This window comes from Methylobacterium sp. Leaf465, from assembly GCF_001424705.1.
Taxonomy (GTDB): Bacteria; Pseudomonadota; Alphaproteobacteria; order Rhizobiales; family Beijerinckiaceae; genus Methylobacterium.
In genome coordinates this window covers 43,951-57,089 of record NZ_LMRA01000012.1, presented here as the reverse complement: position 1 = coordinate 57,089, position 13,139 = coordinate 43,951, and the positions used below count along the sequence as shown (strand labels likewise).

At 70.3% G+C, this 13,139-nt stretch carries 11 protein-coding genes; 8 read left to right on the top strand and 3 right to left on the bottom strand.

What is annotated here, in order from left to right; all coding sequences use genetic code 11:
- Positions 1–118: 118 nt before the first annotated feature.
- Positions 119–1,207 (bottom strand): acyltransferase, encoded by a 1,089-nt coding sequence (locus ASG51_RS08860; protein ID WP_056380320.1) that lies wholly within the window; start codon positions 1,205–1,207, stop codon positions 119–121.
- A gap of 447 nt (positions 1,208–1,654) precedes the next feature.
- On the opposite strand from ASG51_RS08860, the gene ASG51_RS08855 reads away from it, so the two are divergent.
- From ASG51_RS08855 to ASG51_RS08825, 7 genes are read left to right on the top strand one after another with little or no spacing between them, the layout of a single operon-like run.
- A complete protein-coding gene (locus ASG51_RS08855; protein WP_244479715.1) occupies positions 1,655–1,891 on the top strand; it encodes an acyl carrier protein in 237 nt (78 codons plus the stop codon).
- A complete protein-coding gene (locus ASG51_RS08850) occupies positions 1,888–3,051 on the top strand; it encodes an acyl-CoA dehydrogenase family protein (protein ID WP_056380319.1) in 1,164 nt (387 codons plus the stop codon). Before ASG51_RS08855 ends, ASG51_RS08850 begins: the two co-directional genes overlap by 4 nt.
- Entirely contained in the window at positions 3,051–4,019 is a 969-nt protein-coding gene (locus ASG51_RS08845) for an amino acid--[acyl-carrier-protein] ligase (RefSeq protein ID WP_082513940.1), read from the top strand. Before ASG51_RS08850 ends, ASG51_RS08845 begins: the two co-directional genes overlap by 1 nt.
- A gap of 4 nt (positions 4,020–4,023) precedes the next feature.
- Positions 4,024–4,998 (top strand): DUF1839 family protein, encoded by a 975-nt coding sequence (locus ASG51_RS08840; protein ID WP_056380317.1) that lies wholly within the window; start codon positions 4,024–4,026, stop codon positions 4,996–4,998.
- A 9-nt stretch (positions 4,999–5,007) separates the two neighbouring features.
- Complete coding sequence (locus ASG51_RS08835) at positions 5,008–7,443, top strand: glycoside hydrolase family 2 protein (RefSeq protein ID WP_056380314.1); 2,436 nt, start codon at positions 5,008–5,010, stop codon at positions 7,441–7,443.
- On the top strand, positions 7,433–9,229 hold the full coding sequence (locus ASG51_RS08830) for an alpha/beta fold hydrolase (protein WP_056380313.1): 1,797 nt from the start codon (positions 7,433–7,435) through the stop codon (positions 9,227–9,229). Before ASG51_RS08835 ends, ASG51_RS08830 begins: the two co-directional genes overlap by 11 nt.
- Positions 9,226–10,509 carry a hypothetical protein gene (locus ASG51_RS08825; protein WP_056380311.1) on the top strand — a complete coding sequence of 428 codons (1,284 nt, stop codon included), beginning with the start codon at positions 9,226–9,228 and terminating at the stop codon, positions 10,507–10,509. Before ASG51_RS08830 ends, ASG51_RS08825 begins: the two co-directional genes overlap by 4 nt.
- Before the next feature lie 10 nt (positions 10,510–10,519).
- Here ASG51_RS08825 and ASG51_RS08820 read toward each other — a convergent pair whose 3' ends face one another.
- Positions 10,520–10,777: a PilZ domain-containing protein gene (locus ASG51_RS08820; RefSeq protein ID WP_056221625.1), complete on the bottom strand. Its 258-nt coding sequence runs from the start codon at positions 10,775–10,777 to the stop codon at positions 10,520–10,522.
- Positions 10,778–10,861: 84 nt separating this feature from the next.
- Complete coding sequence (locus tag ASG51_RS08815; RefSeq protein WP_056221628.1) at positions 10,862–11,104, bottom strand: PilZ domain-containing protein; 243 nt, start codon at positions 11,102–11,104, stop codon at positions 10,862–10,864.
- Between the two features lie 258 nt (positions 11,105–11,362).
- On the opposite strand from ASG51_RS08815, the gene poxB reads away from it, so the two are divergent.
- Positions 11,363–13,123: a ubiquinone-dependent pyruvate dehydrogenase gene (gene poxB, locus ASG51_RS08810; RefSeq protein WP_056350220.1), complete on the top strand. Its 1,761-nt coding sequence runs from the start codon at positions 11,363–11,365 to the stop codon at positions 13,121–13,123.
- The last annotated feature ends 16 nt before the right edge of the window (positions 13,124–13,139 follow it).

Below are 13,139 nucleotides of genomic sequence, written 5' to 3'. Positions count from 1 at the left end.
CGATCAGTACTTAGAGATAACAGTCTACGGACGCTTTTATTGAAAATCAGCCTGCCCGTATTAGGTTTTCAGGAAGGATCAAGACAGACGGTGGTTTCGCATCGCGGCGTCCGTTCGTTCAGGAAGGAACCGCGCCGGGCAGCGGCCCAGGGCCCGGGCTCCGGTCGCACAACCGCCGCAGGGCGGCCCCGATGGGCCTTTCCACGCAGCGGAACAGCCATTCCCCGAGGAGCATGGAAGCGCTGAAGGCCAGGACGAAGACCAGGACGACGCGCAGGGGACCGGGAACCACCAGAACGGCCGCCACCTTGGCGCCGGCATGCAACATCAGATTGTGGATCAGGTAGAACGCGTAGCTGGCGTTCCCCTGGGAGAACAGCCACCTCGAGCGCAGGACGATGCCGCCCCGCTCCAGCAGAAGCAGCGCGCCGACGGCGAGCGCCGCGGCGCTCCCCCAGACGAGAGGGCGCAGGAACCCCGTCATCTCCAAATCGGCGCCGAGGGCGCCCGCCACCGCCTGCCCACCGAGGATGAGGGCGCCCGCGACCGCGAGCGCGCCGACGGCCGCCCGCCGGACCGGGAAGCCGGGCAAGGGCGCCCCGCAGCGGAGATAGGCGTAGCCCAGAGCCGCACCGGCCACGAATTCGAGCACGATCGGCTTCGTATAATAGGCCCAGTAGAGGCCCGGTACCGGCGCCAGGCCGAGCAGGACCAGCGCACCGAAGGCGGCGGCCAGGCCGATCAACCGCGCGCGCAAGTCCGACACGAGCAGCAAGGCGGCGAAGCCGGCATAGAAGAACATCTCGTAGTTGAGCGTCCAGCCCACCGAATTGAGGGGCTCGACGTAGCCGCCCCGCGAGAACGGCAGGAACAGCAGTGACTGCACCACGTAATCCGGCCGCAGCTCGACGATGCCGATGGGTTTCAGTCCGGCAAGCGCGATCAGCGCCAGCCCGAGGGTGACGAGCCAGTAGAGGGGTACCACGCGAATCGCCCGACGGAGCAGGAACGAACCGGGGGTCTCGCTTCGCCCGGCCGTGCTCACGAACATGATGAAGCCGGACAGGACGAAGAACACGTCCACGCCCGCCGCTCCGAACGCCATCGCGTCGGGCCTCGGCAGGATGGGGCCCGCGTACAGTCCGAAATGCGTCAGGAAGACCGAATAGGCCGCCAGGGCGCGCAGGATCTGCAGGTTGTAGATCATCTCTCGCCGAAGGATCGTGTGCGTCCGCCGAACGGGAGCGGGCCCGGTCAACGCCTGATCGTCGAACCTGAGCGCGCGCCGGCCCGCAAAGTCACGTCATTCCAGGCATTATCCTGAATCGTTCCGCCTTTTGTCAATTATTGCGAGACTTTGTTTACCACGCTATCAGGTGTTGTCGCTGACGCTGCGAATGCCGGTGAATTTCCGAGCCGGAGGATCTTGGGGGAAGCGCCTGTAAAGTTGCCTTCCTCTAGGATTGGCACGAAGATCGATCAGAAGACCGGCGCGCTGGGTGAGCATCGGAGCGTCGGCCGTCGACAAACCCGATCGCACACAACAGAGCCCGGTATTTACCATCGTGGCCCTTATTGTTTGACAATTCAAATCGCCAGCCAATACATGTGCTATTGCTTAGAAAGGAGCCGTACCTTGGTCACCTCTCAGGACATCCGCGAGATCCTCGCGACCAATGAGGTGCTCGCGCCGGTCGCCGAACAGATCGGCGACGACGACAGCCTGTTCGATCGGGGCCTCGACTCGTTCGGTTCGGTCCAGCTGATGCTGGCCCTCGAGGAGCGGTTCGGCATCGAGTTCCCGGACGAGTTCCTGACCCGCAAGTCCTTCGCGTCGATCGCTGCGATCCGCGAGACCGTGGCCACCGTCCTCCATCCGCAGGCCGCATGAGCACCCTGGCCCAGCGCGCGCAGCGGGCAGCGACGATCGCGGCGCTCCATGCCGACGCCGTCGACCGAGACGGCCGCTTCCCCCTGGAAGCGGTCACGGCCCTCAAGGCGGAGCGCCTGTTGGGCCTGCAGATCCCGAGCCAGCTCGGCGGCGAAGGGGCCGGGCTGAGAGAGATCGCGGACCTGTGCTGCACGCTTGGGCAAGCGTGCAGCAGTGCCGCGATGGTGTTCGCGATGCACCACATCAAGGTCGCGAGCCTCGTGGCCCACGGCCTGGACAGCGCGTGGCATTGTCACCTGATGGAGCGGATCGCCCAGGAGCAGCTCCTCGTAGCCTCCTCGACCACGGAGGCCGGGATCGGCGGCGACCTGCGCACCAGCTTCTGCGCCGTCGAGACCACCGGAGGCGTCTTCGCCCTCGGCAAAGACGCCTCCGTGATCTCCTACGGGACGCAAGCCGACCTGATCCTCGCCACTGCCCGGCGCCACCCGGAGGCCGCGGGCTCCGACCAAGTGCTGGTGGCCCTGTTCGCCGACCAGGTCTCCCTGGAGCGCAAGAGCGTGTGGGACACTCTCGGCATGCGCGGCACCTGCAGCGACGGCTTCCGCCTGGAGGCCCGGGACATTCCCGTCGAGCAGATCCTGCCCAAGCCCTTCGCGGAGATCGCGGCCCAGTCGATGCTGGCCTCCTCGCACCTCCTGTGGAGCAGCGTCTGGTTCGGCATCGCCAATTCCGCTGTCGACCGCGCCCGCACCTTCGTGCAGGCCGAGGCCCGGCGCCAGCCGGGGCAGGTGCCGCCGACGGCCCTGCGCCTTGCCGAGGTCTCCAACGCCCTCCAGGCGATGCGGGCCGCCATCGTGTCGGCGCTCCGCCGCTACGAGGACGCGCAAGGAGACGTCGACACCATCGGGTCGATCGGCTTCTCCGTCATAATGAACAACTTGAAGACGACCGCCTCCGAGATGGCCGTCGACATCGTGCAGCGCGCCCTCTCGATCGTCGGCCTCGCCGGCTACAAGAACGGCACGCCCTTCAGCCTCGGCCGGCCACTGCGCGACGTCCTGTCGGCGCCGCTGATGATCGGAAACGACCGCATCCTCGCCAACACCGCCAAGCTTCTGCTCGTGCAGAAGGGCGGCGGCCAGCTCATGAGCGCGTGATGGACTCGACCTTCTCTCCCCGGGCAGATTCCCGCGCCGCCGAAATCTTCGACGAGGCCCCGGATGGCGTCCCGAGCTTCCTCGACCGCCTGTTCGACCAGGGCCTCCTGGTACGCACCGGCGTCGACGGCCTCTACGGCCGCAGCGGCGCCTTCGAAAGCGTCGTCGATGCCCTCGAGCGCCTGATCAGCCGCCTCGGCGCGGCGGACGGGGCGGAGGTGATGCGCTTTCCCCCCGGCATGAGCCGGCCAGCCTTCGAGCGCAGCGGCTACCTCAAGGGTTTTCCGAACCTCGCCGGCACCATTCACAGCTTCTGCGGCAACGAGGCGGAGCATGCCGAGCTTCTCGCCTGCGTCGAAGCCCGGAGCGACTGGACCGGTCACCAGCAGGCGACGGACATCGTGCTCACCCCCGCGGCCTGCTACCCTCTCTACCCGGCCGCCGCAGCGCGCGGCCGCCTGCCCGAAGAGGGCGGCCTGTTCGACCTGCAATCGTACTGTTTCCGGCGCGAACCCAGCCTGGAACCGACCCGGATGCAGCTCTTCCGGATGCGCGAATACGTGCGCATGGGCAGCCCCGAGCAGGTGCTGGCCTTCCGTGAATCCTGGCTCGCCCGCGGCACCGAGATGATCCGCAGCCTCCTGCTGCCGCTGGCGATCGACGTCGCCAACGACCCGTTCTTCGGCCGGGCCGGGCGGATGCTCGCCAACAACCAGCGCCAGCAGAACCTGAAGTTCGAGCTGAACGTGCCGGTGAACAGCGTCGAGAAGCCGACCGCCTGCCTCAGCTTCAACTACCACCAGGACCATTTCGGAACGACCTGGAACCTGCGCCAAGCCGACGGCAGCGTCGCGCACACTGCCTGCGTCGGCTTCGGCCTGGAACGGATCACCCTGGCGCTCCTGCGCCATCACGGCCTGGACCTCGCAGCCTGGCCGGATGCCGTGCGCACCACTCTGTGGGGCTGATCCGGTGACCGCCGCACGCCTCCGGTCGGCGCAGGGGCTCGCCCCCGAGACGCCCTACGTGCCGCACCTGCTCCATGCGGCCGACCGCAACTGGCCGGAAACGAACTGCTACGTCGATCTCTGGATCGAACTCCTGCACGGGCGCGGCCTCGTGCCGGAGGCGATGCTGGGCTTCACCCTGCGGCAGGATTTCGAGGGCGACCAGTTCACGTTCTTCAAGCCGCCGGCGGCCGATCTCGAGCGGCTATACGGGATCGAGGTGCTGGAGCTCGCGGTCTACGACACCCTCGAAGCGCAGGCCCTGATCCAGGTCCAACAGGGCCGCCCGGTGCTGGTGGAGGTGGACGCGATCCACCTGCCCGATACTTCCGGCACCACCTACGGCCGGGATCACGGCAAGACCACGATCGGTATCCTGGCCCTCGACCCCGAAACCCGGGAGCTCGACTACCTTCACAATGCCGGTCGCTTCCGGCTCTCCGGCGACAATTACCACGGCATCTTCGGACCTGCCGTGCTGCCGCCCTACGCGGAGTTCGTGAAGGCGGTCGCGTCCCCCATGAGCCCGGCCGACCTGCCGGGCGCCGCCCTCGACCTGCTACGGCGCCACCGTACGCGGGCGCCGGCGCACAATCCGGTCCTGGCGTTCCGCGACGCCCTCGCGCGGACGGCGCCTGCCCTGGTCCAGCGCCCCCTCGGGGTCTTTCACGCCTACGCCTTCAACACCACGCGCCAGCTCGGAGCGAATTTCGAGATGCTCGCGAGCCATCTCACCTGGCTCGAAGCGGCAGCTGCGGGGCCTTTCGCTCCAGCCTCGGACGCGGCCGCGCGCCTCGCCGTCGAGGCCAAGGCCTTCCAGTTCCAGCTTGCACGGGCCTTCCACCGCCGCAGTGCCGACGGTCTCGCGCCGCGTCTCGACCGGCTCGCGGCCACCTACGCGGACGTGTTCGCAGCCCTCGACCGCGCGCTCGATCGGTAGGGGCGGAGCGTGGCCAAGATCCGGTCCATCGACGGTGTGGGACCGCAGGCCGTGGACGGCCCCTGGCGGCTCGCCCTGACGCCGCCCGGCGCCTGGGCCGGCCCGGGCGACCTGTCGGAGGCGGCGGACTGGATCCCCGCCCCGGTGCCCGGCACCGTCGCCGCGGCCCTGCGGGACGCCGGAGCCTGGTCGGAGTCGGCACCGACGCCGATCCATGACCAGGACGTCTGGTACCGGACCCGGCTGACCCAAAGCGGTCCCGTGCGCCTGCGCTTCGAGGGCTTGGCGACCCTCGCCGAGGTGTGGCTCGACGGCATGCCCGTGCTGGTCTCCCGCTCGATGTTCGAGGCCTACGCCGTCGAGGCCGATCTCCGGCCGGGGGCCGAGCTCCGCCTCTGCTTCCGGTCGCTCAAGGCGGAGCTCGACCGCCCGGGCAAACGCGGGCGCTGGCGCCCCCGCATGATCACGCCGGGCTCCCTGCGCCACGTCCGAACGAGCCTCCTCGGCTTCATGCCGGGCTGGTGCCCGGACATCGACCTCGTGGGTCCCTACCGCCCGATCACGGTGGAGCCCTTGCGCCGCGGCTTGGTGGAAGCCGACCTGCGGGCCACCTATGACGGCGACGTGGGCCGGCTGGCCGCGCGCCTGCGGATCAACGGCCATCCCGCATCGGTCACACTGCATTGCGCCGGGCGCGCGGTCACCCTGACGGAATCCGAGACCGATCTGTTCACCGGAACCCTGGCGCTGCCCGGCGTGGCGCCCTGGTGGCCCCATACCCACGGCACGCCCCACCTCCATCCCGTGCGCGTGGAAATCGACGGCACCACGGTCGATCTCGGCCGGACGGGCTTTCGCAGCCTGTCGCTGGCACGACCCTTCGCGGAGGGCCTGGCGCTCGCCGTCAACGGCGTGCCGGTGTTCTGTCGGGGTGCCAACTGGACCCCCCCGGACCTCGTCGGCCTCGGCACCGAGGATGGCGCCATCCTCGTCGACCTTGCGCGCGAGGCCGGCATGAACATGCTGCGCGTCTCCGGCGCCACCCTCTATCCCTCGCCCGAGTTCTACGACCTTTGCGACGCCGCCGGCATCCTCGTCTGGCAGGACCTGATGCTGGCGAATTTCGATTATCCGCACGACGCCGCCGGCTTTGCCGCCAGCCTCGACCGGGAAGTGTCGGGGATCCTCGAGCGGACTCAGCTCGCACCCTGCCTCGCCGTGATCTGCGGCGGCAGCGAAGTCTGGCAGCAGGCGGCCATGCTCGGGGCGCCGCGGACGGTTTGGGCCGACGCCTTCTGCACCGAGACGCTGCCGGGACTCGTCACCGGCACCCGTCCCGACCTCGTGGTGGTACCGAACTCGCCCTCGGGCGGCGACCTGCCGTTCTCGCCGAGCGCGGGCTGTACCCACTATTACGGCGTCGGTGCCTATCGCCGCCCTCAGGAGGATGCGCGCCGGGCCGAGGTGGGATTCGCCAGCGAATGCCTCGCTTTCGCCAACCCGCCTGAACCGGCGACGCTCGGGCAGATGGGGCCCGCCGATCCGCTCTGGGCTCGCGGCATCCCCCGCGACCGGGGCGCCGACTGGGATTTCGAGCAGGTGCGCGACCACTATGTCGCCCTGCTCTACGGGGTCGATCCCGCCGCCCTGCGCGCCGCCGATCCCGAGCGCTACCTCGAACTCGGCCGCGCCGCCGTGGCCGAGGTGATGGAGGCGACCTTCGCCGAGTGGCGCCGGGCGCGCTCGCCGACTGCCGGCGGCCTCGTCTGGTTCCTGCGTGACCTCGGGCCGGGCACCGGCTGGGGCGTGATCGACTGGACCCAAACCCCGAAATCCGGCTGGTACGCCTTGAAGCGCGCCTTCCGCCCGGTGCAGGTCACCCTGTCGGACGAGGGCCTGAGCGGTCTCCACCTCCATGTCCACAACGAGACCGCCCGGCCGGTCGACCTGCGCTTGGGGTTGATCTTCGCGGATCGCACCGGCAAAGTCGCGGCCCGGGCCGAACGCGGGATCACGGTCGACCCGCGCGCCTCGCTGACCCTCTCCTCCGCCGAGATGCTCGGCCGCTTCTTCGATGCCACCGACAGCTACCGCTTCGGCCCCCGCATCCACGACCTCGCGCATGCCCGTCTCACCGATGCGGACGGCGCGGTCGTCGCCGAAAGCTTCCACTTTCCGGGACCCCGGCCAGTCACTCCCGAGGCGATCGGCCTGCGGGTCGAACCCGTGGCCGGTGCATCCGTACCGACCCTGCGCATCGGAACCAGTCATCTCGCCCTCGGGGTGAGCGTGCGGAGCTCCGCGGCGCGGCCCTGCGACAGCGGCTTCCACCTGGCACCGGGGACAGAGCGGCTGGTTCGCTTCCCCGGGTGCCATCGGCTCCCGCAGGGCGCGGTCGCGGCCCTCAACAGCAGCGAAAGCGTGAGGTTCGGTCATGACGCGTGAGGTCCGCCCCGAGCACGAGACGCACGCGGCGCCCGACGCCGCCATGCCCGTGACCTTCGACGACCTGTTCGGATGGGTCCACCCGGCCGCGGGCCGGCGCGGCGTGCTCCTGTGCGGCGCCTGTGGGTTCGAGCAGATGGCCGCCCATCGCCCCTGGCGCGCCCTGGCGGATCGACTCGCCGCGGCCGGTTGCCCGACCCTGCGGTTCGACTATCCGGGGGAGGGCAACTCCGGCGATCCCGGCGAAGTGCGGGTTTCGGCCAACGTCGCGGCGATCCGCCGGGCGATGCGCTTCCTGCGCGAGACGACCGGCGTCACGGAGATCGTCCTCGTCGGCCTGCGCCTCGGTGCCAACCTGGCCCTGCTGGCGGCCCAGGAGGAGAGCGTCGACCGCCTGGTCCTGCTCGCACCGGCTGCGACTGGACGCACCTATCTCCGCGAGATGCGGCTTCGCGCCCGGACGGTGGGCGGCGTCGCGGAGGGCGCGGTCCCGAAGGCGGATCCGGACGGCCTGTCGGTCGGGGGCTTTCGCATGGTTGCAGCCTTCCTGACCGATGTCGGCGCCCTCGACGCCGGCGCGATCACCCGCGCGCCGGCCCCGCGAACCCTGCTTCTCGCACCGGAGACCCGGACGCTGGCGGGACGGCTGACGGCGCTCGGCAGCGCCGTCGAGACGGGGCCGCTGCCGGGCCTTCCGCTTCTCGTCGGCGACCCGATCTTCGCCGAGGTCCCGGAGGCGGATTTCAATCGGATCACCGCCTTCGCAACGGACGGCGTCACAATCGCCGGTCCGGCCATTCCCCTGGATCTCAGCCCGGCGCACCTCGTCGGCCCCGGCTGGTCCGAGGCGCCCGCCCGGTTCCAGCCGGACCTGTTCGGCATCAGCTGTATGCCCCGGCGGCAGGATCCGGGCGCGCCGACGGTGGTGTTCGTCTCCACCGGCATGACCGTGCATTCGGGGTGGGGCCGGCAGACCACCACGCTCGCCCGCAGGCTCGCGGTGGACGGCATTCCGTCCTTCCGCTTCGACCTCGCGGGCATCGGCGACAGCGGCGGCCGGTCGGACGGTCGCAGGCCGCCCTACGCCCCCGACGGGTTCGCGGATGTGGGCCGTGCCCTCGATCACCTCGCCGAGGTCCGAGGCCCCATCGTCCTCATGGGCAATTGCAGCGGCGCCCATGCGGCGTTCCAGGCCCTCTGCCGCGACGCCCGGGTCGATGGGGCGCTCCTGATCAACCCCTACTGCTTCGACTGGGACCCGGATCAGGACGTCGACGCCGTGATCCGCCAGACGTTCGGCAGCACCGGCACCTATGCGGCGCTGCTCAAGCGGGGCGCGACCTGGCGGCGGCTCCTGCGCGGCGAGATCCACGTACGGGCGATCGGCGCGACCCTGGCCAGGCGCGGCCTCGATGCGGCCGTCCGGCGGCTGCGGCGCCTCGTGAACCCGATCTCCCCCGGCGGCTCCGTCGCCCGACGGGTGGCGCGGCTGCGGCGACGGGGCGCCGAGATCCGCCTGGTCTACAGCGCCGGCGACCCCGGGCTCGCCGCCCTCCACCGCTATCTCGGCCGCTCGCCCGGTCGGGCCGACCGGCGCCTCGGCGCGCCGGTGGCGATCGTGCCCGAGGTCGACCACAACTTCAGCTCGGCCACGGCGCAGGCCGTGCTCGGGCATCACCTGCGCGACCTCCTGACGGCGGTTCAGGAGGCCCGGGCGACCCGCACGGAAGCGCACAAACCCGTCGAGACCGATTCCCGGGCCACCGTTCTGGCGAGCCTGGCGTGAGCGGGCTCACCCGCCGGGCGACCCTGGCCCTGGGGGCGGGGGCCTTCGCATCGCGGATCGAGGCCGCACCCGCGCCGGCGCACCGCTGCGAGGACCTGATCGACGCCATCGGCATCAACGTGCATCTCGGCCATGGCGGCTCGCCCTACGTCGCGCGCTTTTCCGACTGTGCCGCCGCCCTCGACGACCTCGGCGTGCGCCACCTGCGCGACGACATCGTCCTCGTCGGCACGGAGCCGGCCGGGCAGTTCGAGCGGATCGCGGGGCTCGCCCGCCGGGGCTACCGCTTCAGCCTGGTCTTCTACGACGGCCTGACCCCCGGTCCGCGCGTGCCGCCGGAGCGCTTCGCCGAGATCGCCGACTGGGCCGAGGACGGGCTCGTCGTCGTGGAGGGCGGCAACGAGCCGCCGGTGGCCGCGCGTCCGGGCCTTGCCCGCCTGTCCGCGGAGCATCAGGCGGCGCTGTTCCGCGCGGTGCGGGACGCCCCGCGGCACCGAACCGTCCGGGTGGCCGGGCCGAGCTACATCCAGGCCAACATCGCCGCCGCGGAGAACCTGTCCGCCTCGGTCGATCTCGCCAACGTCCACGCCTATCCGGGGCTGGAGCATCCAGAAACCCGAGGGGCGGGCAGTCTCGGCGGTTTCCTCGCGGCCGTTCGGCCGGTCTTCGGCACCGCGCCGGTCATCGTCACGGAGACCGGCTATCACACGGCGCTGGCCACCCGGAGCGCCCACCTGCCGGTCTCGGAAGCTCTCCGCGCCCGCTACCTGCCGCGCCTCCTCCTGTGGAGCTACCTGCAGGGCGTACGCCGGACCTATCTCTACGAGCTGATCTCCGCGTTCGATGGGGGCGATGCCGACCCGGAGAGCCGGTTCGGACTGATCGCCCATGACGGCACACCGAGCGCGTCCTTCGCCGCCGTTCGGAGCCTGATCCGCCTGTTCGGCGGTCGCGCGGAGGACGCGACGGCGTCCCGAGACCGCATCGGGGTCGTGCTGCCGGTCGATGTGCCCGATCTGGTGGCAACGAGTTTCCAGCGGTCGGACGGCGCCCTGCTGGTGCCGGTCTGGCTCGGGCTCGACGGCTGGGACCGGAACGCCCGGGCGCCGCGCCCGGACAGCGCGCCGCGCCCCGTGGCGCTCCATCTTTCGAGCCCGCCCCGGCGGTTGCGCCTGCACCGCTTCGGCGACGACGGCGTCGTCAGCGTCACGGGACTGGCACCGATGCAGGTCCCCACGGTGGCGGCCACCGACCGCCTCGCCGTCCTCGAGATCTGGTAGCCCGCCGGTCCTAGAGGGCCGGTTCGTCGAGGAACTGGACGCCGATCTCACCCGGCTTGCGCCACGCGACCCGGGCCGGGCGGCGCTCGCCCTGCAGCTCCAGCAGCAGCGTGAAGCGGTCGGGAATGCCGACCACGCTGGCGACCCGGAGACGGGCGCCGGACGCGGAGCGGTTGCGCAGCGTGCAGTCGATCACGCCGCCACCCTGCAACGCGATCTTGCCTGTCAGCAACGTGCGGGAGCGGGGCTCGGATCGTCTCTCTTCCATCGGGGGTGCCATGTGGTTGTGGTCGAGGCGAAGGTAGAGTCCCAGTGGTTACGACTCGGTATCCACGATCCGCCGGGCGGATCGTCAGCGGAATTGCACACCGATCATTTCGTCGGTGCGCCAGACGACGTGGCAGAGCTTGATCCCGTCCAGCGGTGGCGCCGTCAGGAGGAAGGGACTCGGCACCCGGGCGGCATCCGGAAGGGTGATCCTGACCCCGCCCAGGGAGACATCATGGACCAGGCAGGCGATCTCGGTGTGTTCGTCGAGAGTGATGCTGCCGGTCTCATCGGACAGGATCCGGGGTTCGGCGCGGCGGTCTTGCATGGGACGGATCTCGAGACAGATCGGACAGCCCAGATTCGGCGGCCCGCGCCAAGGACGGCCTAACCGGGTCGCTCAAATTGCCCGCATTCCCGAGAAAAGTCGGAGCCGGAAACCGCGCAGCGTATACGCCAAGGGTCGCGACGAGGTCGCGCCCCGCGCCAACGCCCCCGGATGACAGCTGCGCGTGGGACACAACCCTCGGCTGGAACCGCCGGGTGCGGCATCCGGTTCGGCAGGGGACAACCGGAGCCGAGCGCCATGAAGATCGTCACCGTCGCGGACCTCATCGTCGACACCCTGGACCAGGCGGGCGTCCAGCGGATCTACGGCATCGTCGGGGACAGCCTGAACGCGCTGACCGAGTCGCTGCGGGCCCGGGGCACCATCGACTGGGTCCATGTCCGCCACGAAGAGGTGGCAGCCTTCGCGGCGGGGGCCGACAGCCAGCTCTCGGGCAAGCTCGCGGTCTGCGCCGGTTCCTGCGGGCCGGGCCATGTCCACCTGATCAACGGCCTCTACGATTGCCACCGCACCCGCACCCCGGTGCTGGCCATCGCGGCCCATATCCCATCGTCCGAGATCGGCTCGGGCTACTTCCAGGAGACGCATCCGGGCGAGCTGTTCCGCGAGTGCAGCCACTACTGCGAGATGGTGGGCGACGCCTCCCAGCTGCCGCAGGTGCTGGAGAACGCCATGCGGGCGGCGATCGGCCTCTCCGGCGTCGCCGTGGTCATCATCCCCGGCGACGTCGCCCTGATGGACGCGCCCACCCGCGGCGTCGCCCCCAATGCGGGGCTGATTCCGCCCAGGCCCGTGGTGCGCCCGGCCGAGCCCGAGCTCGACGCGCTCGCGGCGCTGCTGAACGGCTCGGAGCGGATCACCCTGCTGTGCGGACGCGGCTGCGCCGGGGCCCATGCCGAGCTGCTCCAACTGGCCGAGGCCCTGAAGAGTCCGATCGTGCATGCCCTCGGCGGCAAGGACGTGGTCGAGTACGACAACCCCTACGACGTCGGCATGACCGGGCTGATCGGCTTCTCGTCGGGCTATGCCGCGATGATGTCCTGCGACACCCTGCTGATGCTCGGCACCGACTTCCCCTACCGGCAGTTCTACCCGCAGGACGCGACGATCGCGCAGGTCGACATCCGCCCCGGCCAGCTCGGGCGCCGGTGCAAGCTCGACCTCGGCCTCGTCGGCCACGTGGACGACACCCTCCGGGCCCTCCTGCCGAAGCTCACCGTCAAGACCGAGCGCAAGCATCTCGACGCCGCCCTGAAGCACTACGCCAAGGCGCGCGAGGACCTCGACGACCTCGCCACCGGCGCGCCCGCCAAGGGCTGGTTCGGCCTGAAATCGGCAAAGCCGCCGATCCACCCGCAATACCTGACGAAGCTGGTGAGCGAGGCGGCCGACGACGATGCGGTGTTCACGGCCGATGTCGGCACCCCGACGATCTGGGCGGCGCGCTACCTGAAGATGAACGGCCGGCGCCGGCTGATCGGCTCCTGGGTCCACGGCTCGATGGCCAACGCCATGGCGCAGGGCATCGGCGCGCAATCGGCCTATCCCGACCGGCAGGTGGTGTCGCTCTCGGGCGACGGCGGCTTCACCATGCTGATGGGCGACCTCCTCACCCTGCGCCAGCAGAAGCTGCCCCTGAAGATCGTGGTCTACAACAACGGCACCCTCGGCTTCGTCGAGCTGGAGATGAAGGCCGCCGGCTACATCGAGACGGGCGTGTCCCTCGACAACCCGGACTTCGCCGCCATGGCCCGCGGCGCCGGCATCCATGCCGTCCGGGTCGAGGACCCGGCCGAACTCGAGGACGCCGTGCGCGCGGTGATGGCCCATCCGGGCCCGGCTCTCCTCGACTGCGTGGTGGCCCGCCAGGAACTCTCGATGCCCCCGAAGATCGACGGCAAGCAGGTGAAGGGCTTCAGCCTCTACGTCCTGCGGGCGGTGATGAGCGGGCGCGGGGATTCGGTCCTCGACCTGGCGAAGACGAACCTCCTGCGCTGACGCCCGGGGTCGCTCG

Bases quoted from the DNA above. Each gene is read 5' to 3' on its own strand.
- ASG51_RS08860 (WP_056380320.1), bottom strand. From the start codon at position 1,207: ATGATCTACAACCTGCAGATCCTGCGCGCCCTGGCGGCCTATTCGGTC.
- ASG51_RS08850 (WP_056380319.1), top strand. From the start codon at position 1,888: ATGAGCACCCTGGCCCAGCGCGCGCAGCGGGCAGCGACGATCGCGGCG.
- ASG51_RS08845 (WP_082513940.1), top strand. From the start codon at position 3,051: ATGGACTCGACCTTCTCTCCCCGGGCAGATTCCCGCGCCGCCGAAATC.
- ASG51_RS08830 (WP_056380313.1), top strand. From the start codon at position 7,433: ATGACGCGTGAGGTCCGCCCCGAGCACGAGACGCACGCGGCGCCCGAC.
- ASG51_RS08820 (WP_056221625.1), bottom strand. From the start codon at position 10,777: ATGGAAGAGAGACGATCCGAGCCCCGCTCCCGCACGTTGCTGACAGGC.
- ASG51_RS08815 (WP_056221628.1), bottom strand. From the start codon at position 11,104: ATGCAAGACCGCCGCGCCGAACCCCGGATCCTGTCCGATGAGACCGGC.
- poxB (WP_056350220.1), top strand. From the start codon at position 11,363: ATGAAGATCGTCACCGTCGCGGACCTCATCGTCGACACCCTGGACCAG.